A 17,584-nucleotide genomic window follows, 5' to 3' on the forward strand; every position below is an offset into this window, starting at 1 on the left:
GGGAAACGGGTAGAATATTCCCCCTTTCCGCATTCAATGTATTAAGCGAGTATTTCTGATGGATTTCCTGCCGATTTTTATGAACCTGAAGGGGCGTAGCTGCCTCGTTGTTGGGGGAGGAGAGGTCGCCTCTCGTAAGGCTTCCCTGCTGCTCGATGCCGGAGCCGATCTCACTGTAGTGGCGCCAGAGTTGGCCAATACGCTGCAGGCCTGGGCCAATAGCGGCCGTGTTAAACATCGTGAGGCTGGTTTTGAGGCGAGCGATCTCGAGGACGTGGTACTGGTTATCGCGGCAACCGATGATGAGGCCGTTAATCGACAGGTCTCTGAACTGGCGCAGGCTCGCGCACTGCCGGTGAATGTAGTCGACAATCCGTCACTCTGTACATTCGTGATGCCATCGATCATCGACCGCTCACCAGTACAGATTGCTGTTTCAACCGGTGGTGTCTCACCGGTATTGGCGCGTCTGCTTCGCGCCCGTCTCGAATCACTGATCCCATCTGCATACGGGCGACTCGCATCTATGGTCGAGGGTTTTCGCGATGCGGTGAAGGGACGCTTCGATGACGTCAACTCACGTCGCGGTTTCTGGGAAGGGGTGCTGCAGGGACGTGTGGCTGAATTGGTCTTTGCCGGTAAGGATGATGCCGCCAGACGTGAGTTGGAAGCGTCAATCGAACGTGGTGAGGTGGAGATGCCGGGTGAGGTCTATCTGGTGGGTGGTGGCCCGGGTGATCCCGACCTGCTCACCTTCAGGGCACTGCGCCTGATGCAGCAGGCCGATGTTGTGGTTCACGACCGCCTCGTCTCGAAAGAGGTGCTCGATCTCTGTCGTCGTGATGCCGAGCGTATCTACGTCGGTAAGGAGCGTGATAACCACTCCGTACCGCAGGATCAGATCAACCAACTATTGGTCGATCTGGCCAAGCAGGGAAAACGCATCTGTCGTCTCAAGGGCGGTGACCCCTTTGTCTTTGGCCGCGGTGGTGAGGAGATCGATACCCTTACCGCCAATGGCGTCAGTTTCCAGGTGGTCCCGGCGATCACCGCCGCACTGGGCGCCTCATCCTATGCCGGTATCCCGCTGACCCATCGTGACTACTCTCAGTCGGTCGTCTTTGTCACGGGCCATCTCAAGGATGGCTCAATGAATCTCAACTGGAAGGGGCTGGCACAACCACAGCAGACCATCGTCTTCTATATGGGACTGAAGGGACTGCCGGTGATCTGCGAGAAACTGATCGAAAATGGCCTGTCACCTGACCTGCCAATCGCTCTGGTTCAGCAGGCGACCACTCCACGTCAGCGTGTATACACCGGCACATTGTCGACCATGCCGCAGATTATTGAAGGAACCACTATCAAGCCACCAACCCTGATTATTGTCGGGGATGTGGTGCGTCTGCATGAGCGACTCAACTGGTTTACCTCCGATGAAGAGGCGGGTGAGAAGCAATAGGCTGGCTTTATTTACGCATGCAAATATTTTTTTCTGTTGTGTAGTTATTGTAATAAAACAGCGCTACACTCGAGAACACTGTAATGAAGGATCTGAAGTGCTCTGCTTTTCGCTCTGGGCTTCCCCTCCAGCTGTTATAGTCAGTAAGTAGTGTGTATGACAAAATTTTTGAGGTAAGTAACATGGCAACAGGTACAGTTAAGTGGTTTAACAATTCCAAGGGATTCGGCTTTCTCGCACCGGCTGACGGTGGTGAAGATGTATTTGTACACTTCTCTGCTATCAAGGGTGACGGTTATAAGTCGCTGGAAGAGGGGCAGGGCGTATCGTTTGATATTGAAGATGGCCCGAAAGGACTGCAGGCTAGCAACGTCGTTCCTCAGTAACTAGACGTCTTCAAGTTTGCTTCGAGAACCCCGCTCCTGCGGGGTTTTTCGTTGTTGGGGTATAGAGATGGTAGATCCAGTTTCGTTTAATGTGATTGGGGAGGTGCACTCCTGTTTTAAGGAGAAGTTTGGTACGCCCAGACAGCCGGGCCTGATTCGCGAGGCACCCGCAAAGTTGGAGTTACATCCACCCTACAATCGTGAAGAGGCCATTCGCGGACTGGATGGTTTCTCTCATCTCTGGATTCTGTTCCTCTTTAATCAGAGCATGATGGAAGCGTGGAAGCCGATGGTACGACCACCACGACTCGGTGGTAATCAACGAGTCGGCGTCTTCGCAAGCCGGTCAAATTTCAGACCGAATCCAGTTGGGCTTTCGGTCGTTGCACTCGATTCGATCGATCTGAGCAGTGGTGTGGTGCTCAATCTTAGCGGGGTGGATATTCTTGACGGTACACCGGTAATCGATATCAAACCCTATCTCCCCTATGCCGATGTGATTGATGAGGCCAAGGCAGGTTATGCTCCAGCGCCACCAAGCACAGCAATTGGAATCCGATTCAGTGATCGTGCACTTACCCGTTGTCAGGAGCTGGAATCGAAAGGGTGTAATAACCTTAAATTGATTATCGAACAGATGTTATTGAGTGATCCACGTCCGGGTTACCAGCGTGAAACAGCACAAGAGGGAAAGCAGTTTGGGATGCGCCTGTTCGATCTGAATATCAAATGGTCAGTAGAGCAGGGGCTGTTCGTGGTACTTGAAATCGAACGGGTTAAAACAGGCTAAAGGGTAAACCCGATCTGCCCATCTTCAATAACGGTTTCAAAGATTCTGAGCGGATCACACTGTCCGGCGTTAGGTGTCAGTACTTCACCATTGTTGAGATCGAAACGAATGTAGTGTTGATTGCATTCGATGCTCTGCTCATAGAGTGTGGCTCTATCCAGTGGCACACCGAAATGACCGCAACGGTTCTCTATCAGGTAGCTCCTGCCCTGTTGATGAATCAACAATAGCTGCAGTCCATTAACCTCAAAGCTGCGTTGATAGCCGTCATGCAACGCTTCCACTTTTTCTAAAGAGTGAAATGGCATCGTTATGCCTCCTCGGTTAATCGGACAACCAGCCTGCGTACGATAGGCAGGACAATCAGCAGGGCCGGGAAGGCGATCGCAAAGGCGATCGGGAAGGCCCGCATCCACTGAATAAAGTAGTCGTCACGAAAACCGATATTGATCAAGGTGATCATCATCGACATGATGAAGGACATAAACAGCGAAGTGAACAGGACGATGAGGCGGGGTGCATAGCGCCGTGGTAGTCGCTTCATGGGTTGGACTATTTTTTGTAGTGGCTCGACATCTGTTCGGGACGCAGTCGTACTGAGAAGTATTCATCGGCAGCATCTTCGTCAACAGGTTTTTCATCCGTATCGACCAACGGTTGTTCATACTCCATCCAGCCGCGTACACCGGTTTTCAGTGAATAGACGTGCTCATAGCCAAGTCGTTGCATGCTGCTAGCAGCGAGGATGCTGCGATAGCCAGAGCGACAGACGATAACGATCTCTCTCTCGCGAGCCTGCACCAGTTCAGGAATAGTTTCCTCGTAGTCGTAATCGCAGGCCGACTCGAGAATGCCGCGCGGTACATTAATTGAGTTTGGGATATGCATCGCATCGAACTCGTAGGGTTCACGAACATCGAGGATCATCAACTCCTTACCCTCTTCAAACCACTCTTCTAAATCCCATGGAAAGATCTCCTTGATCTCACCAAGGCAATCCTTCATCAGATCGATAAAATGCTGCATAACTCTCCTACCAATTAGTAGACTGAATTTGTATTGTACGTTGCACGGCTGTGTGGAAAAAGTGAATTACCCATAATAAGTAGGCACGTTAAGGGTGTGTGTATCGGGCAGCCTTGCGATGATATTGATAGAATAGCGCCCATATTGTTAAAGGCCACACAGTGTGGCTGAGAATAGTTTGTAGGAGTTTCTAATGAGTGATCAGGCACAAAGTCAGTGTGAAGGTAACGAACCCTATGCGTTAATGGTATTGGGTGACAGCATGCTGCCAGAATTTAAAGAGGGCGATATTATAATCATCGAGCCGAGTGGTGTGATTGCCAATGAGAGCTATGTGATCGCCTATCACAACGATGAGTACATTTTTCGTCAACTGATCATTGATGATGACAAGTTTTACCTTAAGCCACTCAATGAGAGTTATGCGATGGAAGAGATCAGCGGACTCGATGTGATTAAAGGCAAGATTACGCAGAAGAAGTTCAGTAGCAAACGCAAGGATATTAAGTTCTACGCCTGATCGCGCTCTGCGACACTCTTGTTGCAGACGCCCTGTTCCACTGCGATGACGGCCGCCTCGACACGAGAGTGGACCGATAGTTTGCGCAGTACCGCCTTTACATGGAGTTTTACGGTGCCGTCGGTTATGCCGAGGTTACGGGCGATGGCCTTGTTGCTTTGGCCCTCAGCCAACAGACAGAGAATCTCCTTCTCGCGTGGGGTGAGTTCAGAGAAGGGATTACTCTCTTCATTATCGATCTCTTCGTCTGCGCTGCCATCTCCCTGCTGCACGACCTTGGCAAGTACTCCGGCCAGATCTGGGGCGATGACGGTCTTTCCGGCGACGATATTGCGTAGTGCACTGACCAGCTCATCAGGTTCCATATCTTTGAGCAGATAACCCTGTGCTCCGTTGCGTAGTGAGTCGATCAGGTCCTGCTCATCATCACTGGTAGTGAGCATCACAGCAGGCATCTCCAGGCCGCTGTTGCGCACCTTGGTCAGCACTTCTATGCCGCTCATGTCGGGCATGCGCATATCGAGTAGTACCACGTCGGGATTGAGCTGAGGCGCAATCTCCAGTCCCTCGCTACCGCTGGCCACGGCAGTAACTTCAATGCCGCGTTTCTCTAGTAGTCCTTCGAGGCCTACACGGAAAAGGGCGTGATCATCAATTACCAATACTTTCATCAGGTCATCACCTGTAGCTCGGGAATCTCTACCTGAACTCCCTCGTTGAAACGGAAGGTGAGCTGGATGCGCGTCCCGTCACCCGGTTCACTCTCAATTCTCACGCGTCCACCCAGGTGTTGAGCACGCTCTTCCATAATCGAAAGCCCGACGTGCTCGCCGGGGTGACCATCAAGAATCGGCTTATCAAATCCGACACCATCATCCTCGACCAATACCATGTAGTTACCTGCCGCATCGCAACGCAGTATGACGCGTACTGCGTGCGCCTCGCTGTGTTTGCGTATGTTGGCCAGGCACTCCTGAATGATGCGCAGCACCTGCATCTCGTAGTTGGTCGGCAGGCTGGCATGTTGCCACTCCTTCTGCAGGAAGGTGGCGATACCGGTGTCATCTCGAAAGCGTTTGATGATCTTCTCGAGTGAGGGGATCAGGCCACGTTGGCCGATAGGGGCTCGGAAGTGGGCGATCAGCTCGCGTAGCTCCAGGTAGGCTTCATCGAGACTATTTTCGATCTGCTCAATCTCCTGGATCGCCTCGAAATCAGCGCTCTGCTGCAGCGTCTCATCAAGCACACGTACCTGAAAGCGCAGACTGGCAAGTGTCTGTGCCAGTGAGTCGTGCAGCTCATGGGCAAGCATGGTGCGTTCCTGAATGATTGAGAGTTTTTTCGCCTCATTATCAATATGCGCTTTTTCGATCGCCATACCGAGGTGTCGACCGATACTGGTCAACAGCGCATTGGTATCTTCGAGATCATCGAGTACCGACTTATCGACAAACAGATTGTAGACGCCGAGTGTGCGGCCGCGATACTGCAGAGGGACTGCGAGCATCTGAACATCCTCGTCGGTGAAAAACGCCTGGCCGGCGTATTCACCACAGGTGCTGATATCCTCCTGACACATCACCTCACCTTCGGTGGCGACCTTGCCGCACATGCAGCGCTGCAGGGGAATCATCTGTTCTTGTTCGACCACCTTCTCATCAAGTCCGATGCTATAGATCAGATTCATGTGTTGATCGTTAGTCAGCAGTCGAACCGCGGCGGCACGCGCCTTGGTGAGATCTTTGAGGGTATGCAGAAAGCGGATCAGCAAATCATTCAGATCGCGTGAGATGTTAATGCTGGCGGCTACGTCGTAGAGGATCTCAAGTGAGCGGGTCTTCTGTTCGATGTAGTGCATATTCTTCTGCACTTCATCGTCCATGTCGTGAGTCAGTTTTTGTAGTGCATCAGAGACGCGATTGACGTTGTTCGAGAGTTCGTTACAACCACCGCACTCAAAATCCGGAAGGCGGTTATCAAGATTGCCGTGGGCGATACCAAAGGCCCAGTTATGTACCCGCTGCATTGGTTCAACCAGTGTTTTGCGCAGCTGGCGTGCAGCGAAGAAAAGGGTGAGTAGGGTGGTGACAGAGAGCAGTAGCAGTACAGTGATTACACTGTCACGCTGCTCAGGGTAGAGCAGGGCGGTGATCGCACAGCCGATAGTGGCTACGATGATTGCAAGGAGAAGCACAAACTCCGTAGTCAGGCCAAATCGCTTAACTAGAGAGAGGAGTGTGTTTGGAACGGAGTCACTAGAGTAGGCCTCATCAAGGGCCTCAACCTCAGTTTCATGCTCCTGTTCGTCTATCGGCTGGGATGTGATCATGCGTGCTGCCCGCCAGGCGCTGATTAAACTCTGATTGTATCAGATCAGCGCAGGGTGCCGATTATTGTGGTCTTAATCCTCTTCGGTGGGTGGAACGAAGTTTGGATCGTTGGGATTGAGGAAAATAAAGCTGAACTGACCTGGCTCCATCTCAACATAATCGACGGTGGTTCCCTGCAGAAGAGCCTTGCCTGTCTCGTCAATAACGATATCGACACCCTCGGAGTCGAAGTGAAGGTCTCCGTCACGGCGTGAATCAAAACCGATGGCGTACTGAATCGAACCATCATCGGCGCGACGAGCTGCAATGCGCAACGGTAGACCGTCGTTTTCACCCTGCTCGGCAGATTCCAGAATCTGTTTGGCAGCATTCTTCGTGACTTTCAACATTGTGGTAGTACCCCTTGGTTCTGATCAGATGCAGCTGGATTAGGTCGCTGTTGAATTTTTACAGCGCCTTACAAACTCGATAAAGCGTCCAATCCAACGATTGCTGGCAGTGTCTCGCAGGTGAGCATAATTGGCCAGCAGATTACGATAGACGATGCCGTCGCGCGTTCCGTCGATACCGACGCCGCGCAACACGTTATAGGCATAGTTGAGGCCATCGGGTAGGTTTTCAAGGGCAGAGTAATGGAACTCATGCCCCTTAAACTGCCCCGGTTGGCTATCACTGTTGGTTAGTGGCCATGGTCCCTGTCCACTCTCTTCGAGTTCAACATAGCCGCGCCCAACGGGACGCGGGTGCATGACTGTATCGGCTGGAATGGCTCCAACCATCTCAGCCGTCGATCCCTGCCACTGTAGCGAGCGGCTCAGATACATCAGGCCACCACACTCAGCGTAGACGGGCATATCCGCTTCGATGGCGGCATGGATCGCTGAACGCATTTCGCTATTGGTCTCAAGCGCCGCCATGTGGGTCTCAGGAAAACCACCGCCGATAAAGAGTGCGTCGACATCGGGCAGTGTTTTGTCGTTGAGTGTGTCGAAGAAGATCGGCTCAGCACCGGCGGCGCGCATCGCATCGAGATCATTCTCATAATAGAAGCCGAAGGCGGCATCTCGAGCGACACCGATACGTAGATCCATTGTGGCTGAAGGCTGCTGTTGGGTGCCTGCGGTAAGCGGTTTCGCATTGGCAGCAATTTCGATAATAGCGTCGAGATCGACCTGTGCAGCAACAAGATTGGCGATGCTCTCTATCTTACGTTCAGCACCACCCGCTTCATTGCTAGGTACCAGGCCAAGGTGACGCTCCTCGATGGTCAGTTCCCGATTGCGGTGAATTGCTCCCAGCACAGGCAAGTTGGTGTAGTGCTCTACCGCCTGCCGTAATTTTGTTTCGTGACGAGGGCCAGCAACCTTATTAAGGATGACACCCGCAATAACGATTTCATTATCAAACTGTTGATAGCCAAGCAGTAGGGGGGCTATGCCACGTGTAATTCCCTGGCAATCGATCACCAGCACAACGGGTGCATTGATCAGCTTGGCAAGCGCAGCATTACTATTACTACCATCGAGCTCCATGCCGTCATAGAGCCCCTTGTTGCCCTCGATAATGGAGATGTCGACGGGAGAGGATCGCTCTGCAAAGGTCGTAACAATCTCGTTGGGCTGCATGGTGTAGAAATCGAGGTTATAGCAGCCGTTACCCGATGCCTTACCAAGCCAGAGCGGGTCGATATAGTCAGGACCCTTCTTGAACGGACGAACGTTATGACCGCGCGCGGCGAGTGCCGCGCAGAGTCCAATTGAGACAGTGGTCTTGCCCGACGACTTGTGGGCCGCCGAGATCATGATATGGCCCATCTTTAGGCAGCAGCACCGTAGCGTTCACGATTGCGGTTTTCCCACATCTCGCGAGCAGCGGCTTCGGCACTCTCGATTGAGTCGGCACGTCCCATCATCTTCAGGGTGATGGCAACTGTGCCAACAACCGATGCCTCTGCATATTCATCTTCGTGAGTTCCGTTCCAGAGTGCCGCCAACTGGTCAAGATTGAGATCAGCATCCTTTACATGGCGTCGTTTAAACATCGGTGGCCACTCCTCATCGCTCATCTCACCGTCATGTACGCTCTGCACCAGACAGGCGATATCAGGATTACGCTCGATCTCACCACCTTCTCCTTTAATAACGGCCAAATGCGGCTGCTCAAGCAGGATGGCTGCCTCCTGGTGCATCGGACGGTAACCGGGGTGGAAGATGCCCTGAAGTACATAAGGCGCCTTAAAGGGGTTTAGCAGACGTGAGAGGGTATGCACCGGTGAGCGTAACCCAAGTACGGGGCGCAACTCGATAATCTGGTGCAGTTTGGGAGAGAGCTGCTCGAGATCGAGGTAGGCGAAGTTATTCTGCTCCATCTTATCGATAGCATCGGCAATTGAGTTACAGGGGGTCATACCGAAGTGACCCAACACATCCTTGGTATAGATGCGTCCTGCTGTATGACCGCTAGCGCCGTGCATGAATATACGTACGCCACTCTCTGCCAGCAGCAGGGCAGAGAGCAGGAACCAGGGTAGATGACGGCGTTTGCCGGCATAGGAGGACCAGTCGAGGTCCACCTGCAACTGAGTGTCGGGGAGCTCAAGGCACTCACGTGTCGCTGCAACAAACCCCGCTAACTCTTCCGGGCTCTCCTCTTTGACGCGCATTAGCATCAGGAAGGCACCTAACTGTTCTGGCTCGACCTCATCGTTAAGAATCATGCGCATCGCCTGATGCGCTTCCTCCTGAGTCAGGGCACGTGAACCGTTCTTGCCTTTACCAAGAATACGGATAAAGGGGGCGAAGGGGTGTTCCTGTTGTGACATGGTGTTACCTCATTCTGTGGATGCTATGCGATCAAGCACTTTAGATTCGGTCTATCTTGCCATAATTCAAGGTCTGACACGTTCCCTGAGCTCATGGTTTTCACTATTTTCTAGGGTAGAAACAAAATGGCCGCCTATAAAGGCGGCCATTTCGAAGCTAATGTGACTTAGTGGTGCGGGTCGACAACCTCGTCAGCCAGGCTCTCCGGAAGAATGTGGAGTGTCTTGACCGCCATCAAAATCAGCAACAGGGCGGTGGCAAAACCACCCAGACCGAGCATTATTTCAGGCAGAGTCGGTGCGTAGCTGTGGGCAATGCCGTTCACGGCACCATCAAAGAAGCTGCTGCTCACCTCATAGCCAGGGAACATCATCAGTGGGAAGGCCTGTCCGCCAATGATGAGTACATACATCTGTATCAGGCCACCGAGGATAACCAGACCCGCTGCACTGGCAATCCAGTTACGTGAGGCACCCAGTTTCGGATGGTAGAGGATAGCCAGAGGTACCAGCGAGCCGAGCAGGATCTGACCGATCCAGAACAGTTTGGTGTAGATACCGCCATCAAGCAGGATGAAGCGTTCAACCGCATGGTGTTCAGTGGCGTAGAGATTGGTAACGTGCTGGGTGATGACGAAGTAGAGCACACCGGCCACAAATACACCGAGCAGGTTCTTCATGCGTTTGATCATCGCATCGCCCAGCGGACGCTCAATGGCGTTGTAGGTGAACATCAGTACCAGTAGAAAGATTGCAAGGCCGAAGGCGAATGACATGACGACAAACATCGGAGCCATGATCGCTGCATCGTAGGCCTGACGGGCAACCAGGAAGCCGAAGATTGAACCGGTACCGGTGGTAAGTACCAAACGCCAGACAAATGCGAAGGTACCAACCGCTCTGGAGTAGGGGTTCATACGACGTTCCATCATGGTCCAGAGATAGGCCAGTACGATAACCAGGAAGCCATTATAGAGCAGGATGTTCCAGGCAAAGATCGACTTGAAGTTGTAGGTGGTCATTGCCACGATCAGACGATCAGGACGGCCGAGATCGAGGACCAGTACCATCAGACCACCAATCAGCAGCGCTATAGCCATGATTGCTGAGAGTGGCGCCAAAGGTTTGTACATCTTCTTGCCAAACACGGAGCCGATTGAGGCTACGTTGAGTGCACCGGAGGCCGCAACGATCAGGAATACCGCAAACACGTGCGGTGTGCCCCAGACGATCTGGTTACTCATACCGGTCACCCAGTGACCGTTATGCTCCATGTAGTAGGTCGAACCCAGTGCAGCCAGGATGAAGCCACCAAGGATGATTAGCAGGGAGTAGAAGCCCTGCATGTGTCCAATAATGTCGCGATAGACGATCTTTTTCATCAGTCTCAATACCCGCTTTTATAAAGCTGTTAGTTGTAAGCTCAGATGCCCTGGTAACGCACGCCAGGATTAAGGCCGAGGTCGGCACGAATCTGGGTGGTTGCGTGGGTCTTAACGGCCTTGGCGATGTTGCTCTCTGGATCGTTGAGATCACCAAACACCATCGCGTCTTCGCCGCAGGACTCAACACAGGCTGGTGTACCGTCCTCGTCGACACGATGAACGCAGAGCGTACACGCCTCTACAGTGCCCTTGCCACGAGGTGAATAGGGCTTCTGATCCTCGACAGTCTCGTGCACAAATGAGCGAGCCTTATAGGGGCAGGCCATCATGCAATAGCGACAGCCGATACAGATGTGTTTGTCGACCAGAACGATACCATCCGCGCGTTTGAACGAAGCACCCGTTGGGCAGACATCGGCACAGGGTGGATTCTCACAGTGCTGGCACATCAGTGGCAGCGAGTGAACAGCACCAGTGGCCTTCTCACGCAGTTCAACCTTGCGGATGTACTGGGTATCGGTCTCTGGACGGCCGTGTGTAGTCAGCGCATGCTCTTCATTACAGGCGCTCACACAGTCGTTACACCCCTTAGCACACTTGTTGGTGTCGATCAGCATGCCCCAGCGAACCTTGTCGGTAACTGCTTCATCTGCTGGTTTGGCGTGTGCCGTTGAGAGCAGTACGCCTGGTGCGATGGTGACACTGGCAGCAGCAGCCGTACCGGCGATAAAACGACGACGCGACTGATCTTTTACTTGTTTATCTGCGTGGTTACTCATTGACATTAACCTCGGCAATTTGGGCCTTCAACGTTTCGTTGATGGTTGCGTTGCCCAGTTTGGCTCTCTCTTCAGAGGGTTTAGAGGTGTGACACTGGAAGCAGTCGACGCTAACCGCTGCATATTTATGGCAGCCGCTACAGAAGTGCTCAGGGTTCTTCACGCTCATGAACTGACCGTCACCATCTTGCTTAGCATGACAATCGATGCACCCTTTGAGGCTGTGTTTGCTGGTGCGGATGCCATCGCGCATGGTTGCATCACGTTGATGCCTGATCAGATCCATGTGGTTGTGTCGCATGAAATCGGTCGGCTCGACGCACTGTTCACCCTTAGCGCCGGTACCAGTCTCATGCTCAGCCGCATGGGCAACCGCTACGAGACTCAGAGCGAGTGCGGCAGCAGCCAGTAGTTGAACTATTTTCTTCATCGAAACCATAACGATTCCTTATTCACCCATGCCCATGTCGATGTAACCGGTGGGGCAGACGTCGGCGCAGATGTGACAACCGATACAACGGCTGTAGTCAGTGAAGACGTAACGGCCAGTGGTTGAATCCTTAGCCGGGGTCTTCTTAACAGCCTCCTGAGGACAGAAGACAACGCAGTTATCACACTCGAAGCACATGCCGCAGCTCATGCAGCGACCAGCCTCTTCCTGTGCCTGCTCTGTGGTCAGACAGACCAGACGCTCCTGGTAGTTACCGAGCACTTCATCTGAGCCGATTGAGATCTCGTCACGCTTAATGCGGTCGGTGAACTCGAAGTGGCCGAGGAACAGGTTGGTTGAAGGAATGATCTCGTTGGTAGCACGATCTTCGTAGTTGTGTACCGCCCAGTCGTTCTCAGAGGTACCACGCAGACCCAGATCGATCTCCTTAGCAAAACCTTCGGCCTTCTTGATCTCATCGCGACCTGCTGCGTGGAAGTCCACTGGGCTGTGATCGGTCTCAACCAGCTTACGCATCAGGTTGAAGTGATGAACGTCGACCTTCGGACGCTTGCTCATCTCTTGATTGTCGAGGTAGCGATCAATACCGTCGGCTGCGATAGAAGCCTGGCCGATAGCGGTGGTCAGCAGGTGAGGGCGAACGATATCGCCAGCAACGAAGTGACCCGCCTTGCCAGGAACCTGGAAGTTGGCGTCGGCATCAATGAAACCCTTGCCGTTGTCGACTGATTCGATGCCTTCCATGTTACCGCTCTGACCGATCGCAGATACGACCAGGTCACACTCGATGGTCTCTTCAGAGCCTTCAATAACGGTAGGACGACCATCGACCATCTCACACTTGGCAATCTTCAGTGCGGTGGCGCGACCATCGGCACCCTTGATGACTTCAAGAGGCATTACGCTGCCACGAATCTCAACACCCTCGTTGGTTGCATCACGAACTTCGTGTTCTGCAGCGGTCATCTCTTCAACGGGGAAGAGTGAGGTGAGCATAACGTCAGCGCCTTCACGCTTGGCAGTCGCTGCCACGTCGTGTGCGGTCTGGCCGAGGATAACGTTCTCGGCACGATCATTTTCGTGGACTTCGGTGATTGCACCGAGGCGACGGGCAACAGAGGCGACGTCGATCGAGGTGTCACCACCACCGATGACGATTACCTTACCGGTGACTGCCTGCAGGCGGCCTTCATTAAAGGCTGCGAGGAAGGCGATACCAGAGATACAGTTGACGGCATCTGCACCCTCAACCGGGATGTTACGACCAGAGTGGGTACCGATCGCCCAGAGTACGGCGTCGTAATCCTTCTCGATCTGGTCCATTGGGATGTCTTTACCGATACGGGTGCTGGTACGAACCTCTACGCCCATGTCGGTGATGCGCTTGATCTCACCGTCGAGTACGTCGCGAGGAGTACGGTAGCCAGGAATGCCGTAACGCATGAAGCCGCCGAGCTCTTCGTGGTCATCAAATACGGTCGCACCGTGGCCACGACGACGCAGCTGGTAGGCAGCTGCCAGGCCCGCTGGTCCGCCACCGATGATCGCTACCTTCTTACCGGTCTCAGGAGCGGGTGCATCGAACTGGTAGTTGTTGGCCAGTGCGGTGTCACCGATGTACTGCTCGATAGAGTTGATACCGACGAAGTCTTCAACCTGGTTACGGTTACAGCCGTCCTGACAAGGAGCGGGGCAGACACGACCCATGATTGAAGGGAAGGGGTTGGCGTTAGTTGAACGGCGGAATGCATACTCCTGCCAATCCATATCGCCAACTGGTTTCTCGATACCGCGAACGATGTCGAGCCAGCCGCGGATATCCTCACCTGCAGGGCAGCTGCCCTGGCATGGGGGGGTACGGTGTACGTAGGTGGGGCACTTGTGCGACCAGCTGGCCTGGAAGATCTGCTCTGACCATGCCGAGGTTTTGCTGTCGCCATCTTCATATCGACGGAATGTCAGATCGTTGTTCATATCTTCGCTGCTTGTAGCCATGCTCGAATCTCCTAAAGCTTAAAATTCTGCAGTTCTATCCAACTATTAGGGTTGGGTTTCACTGCTTTAAGAAAAATTTAATTGTGGTTTAGCTATTGCTATTAATCTTCGTTTTCTTCCTGATCGTCATCATTACCTTCACCCTCACCGGGGAGAATGATGGCGTCTTTAACCAGCTGGTGAGTACTGGTGATCATATCCATTGGGAAACCGTAGTAGGGCAGGACCTTGGCAAACTGTGCCTTACAGATTGCACAGATCGCAGCCAGATTGGTGACCTTATGTTCATCAACCACGCTCTTGAGTGCTTCCATGCGTGGTAGTGCGCCCTTGACGCGAATCTCCATTAGATCATCGGTCAGCAGACCGCCGCCGCCACCGCAGCAGTAGGTCTTTTCACGAATCGTTTCGGGTTCCATGTCGACGTAGTTATTGCAGCACGCCTTGATGACCTCGCGAGGAATGTCGAACTGGCCACCAGGGGTGGTGCCCATGCGACTGCCACGCGCGACGTTGCATGAGTCGTGGAAGGTAACAACGCGGTGGTCGTTACGTGATTTGTCGAGATTCAGTTCACCCTTTTCGATTAGATCGTTGGTGAACTCACAGATGTGCTGAGGAATAGGGTAGCTATGGTCGAGCTGTTTCTGGAGCTGCTGGGCATAGACATCATTTTCATCGGCACCAGAGCCGATTCCAGCGGTGGTATTCCAGAAACTGTATGCAACGCGCCAGGCGTGACCACACTCACCGACAATGATGCGCTTAACGCCGAGGTCGATTGCCGCCTTTCTAATACGTTCAGCCACGACCTTCATATTGGAGTAGCTGCCGATAAACATCGAGAAGTTGGCCGCTTCAGAGGCGTAGGTGCTCAGCGTCCATTTGACCCCCGCAGCATGGAAGACCTTGGCATAACCCATCAGACCATCAATGTGCGGCTCAGCAAAGAAGTCGGCAGAGGGGGTGATGAGTAGAACATCGGCACCCTGCTCATCAATAGGGATGCGGACCTCAACGCCGGTCTCATCCTCAATCTCCTCTTCGAACTCTGCAAGAGTCGCCTTGAGAGCCTTCTCTGGTAGACCCAGATTGTTACCAATCTTCTGTAGTTTACCGAGGATCTCATTACAGTACTTCTGACCATGGCCAATAGAGTCCATGATCTCACGAGCCGCCATAGAGATTTCTGCGGTATCGATACCGTAGGGGCAGAAGACTGAGCAACGACGACACTGTGAGCACTGGTGGAAGTAGCTGTACCACTCATCCAGTACTTCACGGTTCATCTCGCGTGCGCCGACGATGCCAGGCATGCCGAGTTTGGCAAAGAATTTACCCGCAAAGGTGAAGTAGCGGCGGTAGACACTACGTAGCAGGTCCTGACGAGCAACCGGCATGTTCTTAGGATCGTAGGTACCTTGGAAATAGTGGCACTTGTCGGTGCAGGCACCACACTTTACACAGCTATCGAGATAGACACGAAGAGAGCGGTACTTACCGAGCAGATCGCCCATCTTGTCGATGGCTTTCTCTTCCCAGTTATCAACCAACTCACCGGGGAAGCCGATATCCTCATTGTGGTTCGGCTTAGCGATAAAGGGACTAAGGTGTGATGTCGCATCGTTTTGCAGATCCGGAATAATCGGAAATTCCTTCATCTGCGGTGTCTGGAAATCGGCCACGCGATACTCCTGAATAATTCTATTTTTCGTTAATAACCGGCTTGATTACTTATCAAGCTCTGCTGCCCAAGGCGCCACGTGACGTTTCTCACGGGGGTTGTCGGCCTGATTACGTGTTGGGCTGAAGAAGACACCAGGCGCATGCAGTAATTTGCTGATCGGGAAGATGATCATCAATACGGCTACCAGCAGCAGGTGAATCAGTAGGAAACCATCGGTCGGTAGTGGCTTAAAGCTGAAGGTCATTAGACCAAGCATGAATGACTTCAGTGCGACAATGTCGGTGTGTGCCACATACTTCATGCCGAGACCGCTAACACCAATCGCAACCAGTAGTGCCAGGATCAGGTGATCAGACGGGTTAGTGATATAACGGATACGTTCAACAAAGATGCGGCGCGCCCAGAGGCCGCCAAGGCCCGCGATCATCGCGAAGCCGGCATATTTACCGAATGGCTGTGCCAGTACGATCAGTTCCCACACGGGATCCTGGAAATAACGTACGTGACGGACAAGAACCAGCGCTAAAGCGACATGGAACATCCAGCCAAAGACCCAGATCCAGCGATTAGATCGGAATAGGCTTTCAAATAGCACGACCTCACGGGCCATGCGAACTACTACGCCACTTGTAGTGATTGGCGCAGGAGTTGTAGGAATTTTTAACGGAGCAGGTGTTGTAGCGTATTGGCGAATCTTATAGCCAATTCCAACTACAAACAGAACCGTTGCGGTATAAAACAGTAGGGCATAAAACCCTGTAAGGAACGACATGTTAATCGGACCTCCAGCTAAACATCACTGAAATAAAGTTAGTAAGAGAAGGGGAGGCGTGAGCCTCCCCTCAGGACAGCTAAAGCTTAGATACAACCAGTAGGCTTAGGCAGTCCAGCGATCTTACAAGCCTGCTTTGCAGGACCGTAAGGGAACAGCTCATAGAGGTACTTGCTGTTGCCCTTTTCCTTGCCAAGCTTCTTACCAATTGCCTTGGTCAGAACGCGTACAGCAGGAGCGATCTGGAACTCGTTGTAGTACTCACGCAGGAAGTGAATAACTTCCCAGTGGCTCTCGGTCAGTTCCAGGTTTTCGGTCTTAGCCAGCTCAAGTGCAGCAGGCTCGGTCCACTCGGTCAGATCGACCAGGTAACCTTCTTCGTCGGTCTCAAGGCTCTTACCTTCAACGTCTAATGGCATGATTTCTCTCCTTAACTTAAAAAAGTAATTGAACTAAATTTGGATTAAAGCCAAGCAGAGACGTTGTCGCTTTCGGCGACAAGATCCACGAAACCGGCATAATCTACAAGCTTGATGCCATCCATTACCTTATCTTGCATTCCACGTGCTTTTACATCTTCCTCAAGCGCGTAGACGGTAATGTCACCCATAACACCCTTAACCTTTTCAGATACTGAGGTGTTGTTGGTGGCGGCGTATACTCCGTCCTCGATCAGCAGGATGCTGCTGCCGGCCTTAGCCATGCGAAGGCAGCTATCCAGGGCATTCTTTTCGAACGGTGATTTATTTACTGTGTGTAGCAACATGTTGAACTCCCCTTAAAAGCTCAGGACTACGTCCTGCTCTTCCATAAGGTCGCGGATCTCTTCAGCAGTCTTAACTTCAACTTCTACGACGAAGTCTTCTGCTGTGAGGCCGCGAGCCTCCAATGACTCTTTCTCAACGTAGAGTTGTTCTACGTCATACATCTCAAGAGCGCGGTAGGTAGGAGAGAAGTTCTTCATCTCGATACCGGCAGTATCCTGACCCTTGGCAATCTGGTAGAGACCATCATCAGCGAAGACCAGACTTACGTCCTGCTCAAATGCTGCTCCAATCAGTACAACTTCCAAGGATTCCAGGGCGTATACAGTTCCGTACGGAGCCTTGCGGTTCATGTACAGAAACTTTTTGACGGGGCCCCCGTCTTCCATCATTTCATCACTCATCATTCAACTCCG

General features: G+C 52.6%; 21 protein-coding genes. 4 read left to right on the forward strand and 17 right to left on the reverse strand.

Annotated elements, in window-relative coordinates; translation table 11 throughout:
• Window positions 1-58 precede the first annotated feature (58 nt).
• The 3 genes from cysG (at window position 59) to tsaA (ending at window position 2,638) form a co-directional block, all read left to right on the forward strand.
• Window positions 59-1,462: a siroheme synthase CysG gene (cysG, locus tag HUE57_RS10950; protein ID WP_078483298.1), complete on the forward strand. Its 1,404-nt coding sequence runs from the start codon at window positions 59-61 to the stop codon at window positions 1,460-1,462.
• 182 nt (window positions 1,463-1,644) lie between these two features.
• Entirely contained in the window at window positions 1,645-1,848 is a 204-nt protein-coding gene (locus HUE57_RS10955; protein WP_078483337.1) for a cold-shock protein, read from the forward strand.
• Between the two features lie 67 nt (window positions 1,849-1,915).
• Entirely contained in the window at window positions 1,916-2,638 is a 723-nt protein-coding gene (gene tsaA / locus HUE57_RS10960) for a tRNA (N6-threonylcarbamoyladenosine(37)-N6)-methyltransferase TrmO (protein WP_078483299.1), read from the forward strand.
• On the opposite strand, the gene HUE57_RS10965 is transcribed toward tsaA, so the two are convergent.
• Genes HUE57_RS10965 through HUE57_RS10975 form a run of 3 tightly spaced genes read right to left on the reverse strand, consistent with a single transcriptional unit; the run spans window position 2,635 to window position 3,664 of the window.
• Complete coding sequence (locus HUE57_RS10965; protein WP_078483300.1) at window positions 2,635-2,946, reverse strand: Rieske (2Fe-2S) protein; 312 nt, start codon at window positions 2,944-2,946, stop codon at window positions 2,635-2,637. The genes tsaA and HUE57_RS10965 overlap by 4 nt on opposite strands.
• Before the next feature lie 2 nt (window positions 2,947-2,948).
• Entirely contained in the window at window positions 2,949-3,182 is a 234-nt protein-coding gene (locus tag HUE57_RS10970) for a DUF2798 domain-containing protein (RefSeq protein WP_078483301.1), read from the reverse strand.
• 8 nt (window positions 3,183-3,190) lie between these two features.
• Entirely contained in the window at window positions 3,191-3,664 is a 474-nt protein-coding gene (locus tag HUE57_RS10975) for a rhodanese-like domain-containing protein (protein ID WP_078483302.1), read from the reverse strand.
• A gap of 193 nt (window positions 3,665-3,857) precedes the next feature.
• On the opposite strand from HUE57_RS10975, the gene HUE57_RS10980 reads away from it, so the two are divergent.
• Window positions 3,858-4,184, forward strand: a complete 327-nt coding sequence (locus tag HUE57_RS10980; protein ID WP_078483303.1) for a S24 family peptidase — start codon at window positions 3,858-3,860, stop codon at window positions 4,182-4,184.
• Here HUE57_RS10980 and HUE57_RS10985 read toward each other — a convergent pair.
• The 14 genes from HUE57_RS10985 to tusC form a co-directional block, all read right to left on the reverse strand.
• Entirely contained in the window at window positions 4,175-4,855 is a 681-nt protein-coding gene (locus HUE57_RS10985) for a response regulator (RefSeq protein WP_078483304.1), read from the reverse strand. The genes HUE57_RS10980 and HUE57_RS10985 overlap by 10 nt on opposite strands.
• Complete coding sequence (locus tag HUE57_RS10990) at window positions 4,855-6,513, reverse strand: ATP-binding protein (protein ID WP_078483305.1); 1,659 nt, start codon at window positions 6,511-6,513, stop codon at window positions 4,855-4,857. Before HUE57_RS10990 ends, HUE57_RS10985 begins: the two co-directional genes overlap by 1 nt.
• Before the next feature lie 72 nt (window positions 6,514-6,585).
• Window positions 6,586-6,903, reverse strand: coding sequence for a HesB/IscA family protein (locus tag HUE57_RS10995; protein ID WP_078483306.1), 318 nt, complete (start codon window positions 6,901-6,903; stop codon window positions 6,586-6,588).
• Between the two features lie 39 nt (window positions 6,904-6,942).
• Window positions 6,943-8,328, reverse strand: a complete 1,386-nt coding sequence (locus HUE57_RS11000; protein ID WP_078483307.1) for a cobyrinic acid a,c-diamide synthase CobB — start codon at window positions 8,326-8,328, stop codon at window positions 6,943-6,945.
• Between the two features lie 2 nt (window positions 8,329-8,330).
• Window positions 8,331-9,335, reverse strand: a complete 1,005-nt coding sequence (locus HUE57_RS11005; protein ID WP_078483308.1) for a glycosyl transferase family protein — start codon at window positions 9,333-9,335, stop codon at window positions 8,331-8,333.
• 167 nt (window positions 9,336-9,502) lie between these two features.
• Entirely contained in the window at window positions 9,503-10,717 is a 1,215-nt protein-coding gene (nrfD, locus tag HUE57_RS11010) for an NrfD/PsrC family molybdoenzyme membrane anchor subunit (RefSeq protein WP_078483309.1), read from the reverse strand.
• A gap of 41 nt (window positions 10,718-10,758) precedes the next feature.
• Entirely contained in the window at window positions 10,759-11,499 is a 741-nt protein-coding gene (gene dsrO, locus HUE57_RS11015) for a sulfate reduction electron transfer complex DsrMKJOP subunit DsrO (RefSeq protein ID WP_078483310.1), read from the reverse strand.
• The gene (locus HUE57_RS11020) at window positions 11,492-11,929 is read right to left on the reverse strand and encodes a hypothetical protein (RefSeq protein WP_135622112.1); all 438 of its coding nucleotides are present in this window, start codon (window positions 11,927-11,929) and stop codon (window positions 11,492-11,494) included. The genes dsrO and HUE57_RS11020 overlap by 8 nt, the downstream gene beginning before the upstream one ends.
• Before the next feature lie 18 nt (window positions 11,930-11,947).
• Window positions 11,948-13,945: an NAD(P)-binding protein gene (locus tag HUE57_RS11025; protein ID WP_078483312.1), complete on the reverse strand. Its 1,998-nt coding sequence runs from the start codon at window positions 13,943-13,945 to the stop codon at window positions 11,948-11,950.
• A gap of 101 nt (window positions 13,946-14,046) precedes the next feature.
• Complete coding sequence (gene dsrK / locus HUE57_RS11030) at window positions 14,047-15,630, reverse strand: sulfate reduction electron transfer complex DsrMKJOP subunit DsrK (RefSeq protein WP_078483313.1); 1,584 nt, start codon at window positions 15,628-15,630, stop codon at window positions 14,047-14,049.
• 45 nt (window positions 15,631-15,675) lie between these two features.
• Window positions 15,676-16,404, reverse strand: coding sequence for a respiratory nitrate reductase subunit gamma (locus tag HUE57_RS11035; protein WP_174673174.1), 729 nt, complete (start codon window positions 16,402-16,404; stop codon window positions 15,676-15,678).
• An 86-nt stretch (window positions 16,405-16,490) separates the two neighbouring features.
• Complete coding sequence (locus HUE57_RS11040) at window positions 16,491-16,823, reverse strand: TusE/DsrC/DsvC family sulfur relay protein (protein ID WP_078483315.1); 333 nt, start codon at window positions 16,821-16,823, stop codon at window positions 16,491-16,493.
• A 44-nt stretch (window positions 16,824-16,867) separates the two neighbouring features.
• Complete coding sequence (gene tusB / locus HUE57_RS11045; protein ID WP_172840217.1) at window positions 16,868-17,170, reverse strand: sulfurtransferase complex subunit TusB; 303 nt, start codon at window positions 17,168-17,170, stop codon at window positions 16,868-16,870.
• A gap of 12 nt (window positions 17,171-17,182) precedes the next feature.
• Window positions 17,183-17,575 (reverse strand): sulfurtransferase complex subunit TusC, encoded by a 393-nt coding sequence (tusC, locus tag HUE57_RS11050; RefSeq protein ID WP_408021564.1) that lies wholly within the window; start codon window positions 17,573-17,575, stop codon window positions 17,183-17,185.
• Window positions 17,576-17,584: the final 9 nt, after the last annotated feature.

It is taken from the genome of Candidatus Reidiella endopervernicosa, assembly GCF_013343005.1.
Classification (GTDB): Bacteria; Pseudomonadota; Gammaproteobacteria.

Excerpts from the sequence above, each read along its gene's own strand:
- HUE57_RS11035 (WP_174673174.1), bottom strand. The coding sequence starts at position 16,404 with ATGTCGTTCCTTACAGGGTTTTATGCCCTACTGTTTTATACCGCAACG.
- dsrO (WP_078483310.1), bottom strand. The coding sequence starts at position 11,499 with ATGAGTAACCACGCAGATAAACAAGTAAAAGATCAGTCGCGTCGTCGT.
- cysG (WP_078483298.1), top strand. The coding sequence starts at position 59 with ATGGATTTCCTGCCGATTTTTATGAACCTGAAGGGGCGTAGCTGCCTC.
- tusC (WP_408021564.1), bottom strand. The coding sequence starts at position 17,575 with ATGATGAGTGATGAAATGATGGAAGACGGGGGCCCCGTCAAAAAGTTT.
- HUE57_RS11020 (WP_135622112.1), bottom strand. The coding sequence starts at position 11,929 with ATGAAGAAAATAGTTCAACTACTGGCTGCTGCCGCACTCGCTCTGAGT.
- HUE57_RS11025 (WP_078483312.1), bottom strand. The coding sequence starts at position 13,945 with ATGGCTACAAGCAGCGAAGATATGAACAACGATCTGACATTCCGTCGA.
- HUE57_RS11000 (WP_078483307.1), bottom strand. The coding sequence starts at position 8,328 with ATGGGCCATATCATGATCTCGGCGGCCCACAAGTCGTCGGGCAAGACC.
- HUE57_RS10985 (WP_078483304.1), bottom strand. The coding sequence starts at position 4,855 with ATGAAAGTATTGGTAATTGATGATCACGCCCTTTTCCGTGTAGGCCTC.
- HUE57_RS11040 (WP_078483315.1), bottom strand. The coding sequence starts at position 16,823 with ATGCCATTAGACGTTGAAGGTAAGAGCCTTGAGACCGACGAAGAAGGT.
- HUE57_RS10995 (WP_078483306.1), bottom strand. The coding sequence starts at position 6,903 with ATGTTGAAAGTCACGAAGAATGCTGCCAAACAGATTCTGGAATCTGCC.
- HUE57_RS10990 (WP_078483305.1), bottom strand. The coding sequence starts at position 6,513 with ATGATCACATCCCAGCCGATAGACGAACAGGAGCATGAAACTGAGGTT.
- nrfD (WP_078483309.1), bottom strand. The coding sequence starts at position 10,717 with ATGAAAAAGATCGTCTATCGCGACATTATTGGACACATGCAGGGCTTC.
- HUE57_RS11005 (WP_078483308.1), bottom strand. The coding sequence starts at position 9,335 with ATGTCACAACAGGAACACCCCTTCGCCCCCTTTATCCGTATTCTTGGT.
- HUE57_RS10975 (WP_078483302.1), bottom strand. The coding sequence starts at position 3,664 with ATGCAGCATTTTATCGATCTGATGAAGGATTGCCTTGGTGAGATCAAG.
- HUE57_RS10970 (WP_078483301.1), bottom strand. The coding sequence starts at position 3,182 with ATGAAGCGACTACCACGGCGCTATGCACCCCGCCTCATCGTCCTGTTC.
- HUE57_RS10980 (WP_078483303.1), top strand. The coding sequence starts at position 3,858 with ATGAGTGATCAGGCACAAAGTCAGTGTGAAGGTAACGAACCCTATGCG.
- HUE57_RS10955 (WP_078483337.1), top strand. The coding sequence starts at position 1,645 with ATGGCAACAGGTACAGTTAAGTGGTTTAACAATTCCAAGGGATTCGGC.
- tusB (WP_172840217.1), bottom strand. The coding sequence starts at position 17,170 with ATGTTGCTACACACAGTAAATAAATCACCGTTCGAAAAGAATGCCCTG.
- tsaA (WP_078483299.1), top strand. The coding sequence starts at position 1,916 with ATGGTAGATCCAGTTTCGTTTAATGTGATTGGGGAGGTGCACTCCTGT.
- HUE57_RS10965 (WP_078483300.1), bottom strand. The coding sequence starts at position 2,946 with ATGCCATTTCACTCTTTAGAAAAAGTGGAAGCGTTGCATGACGGCTAT.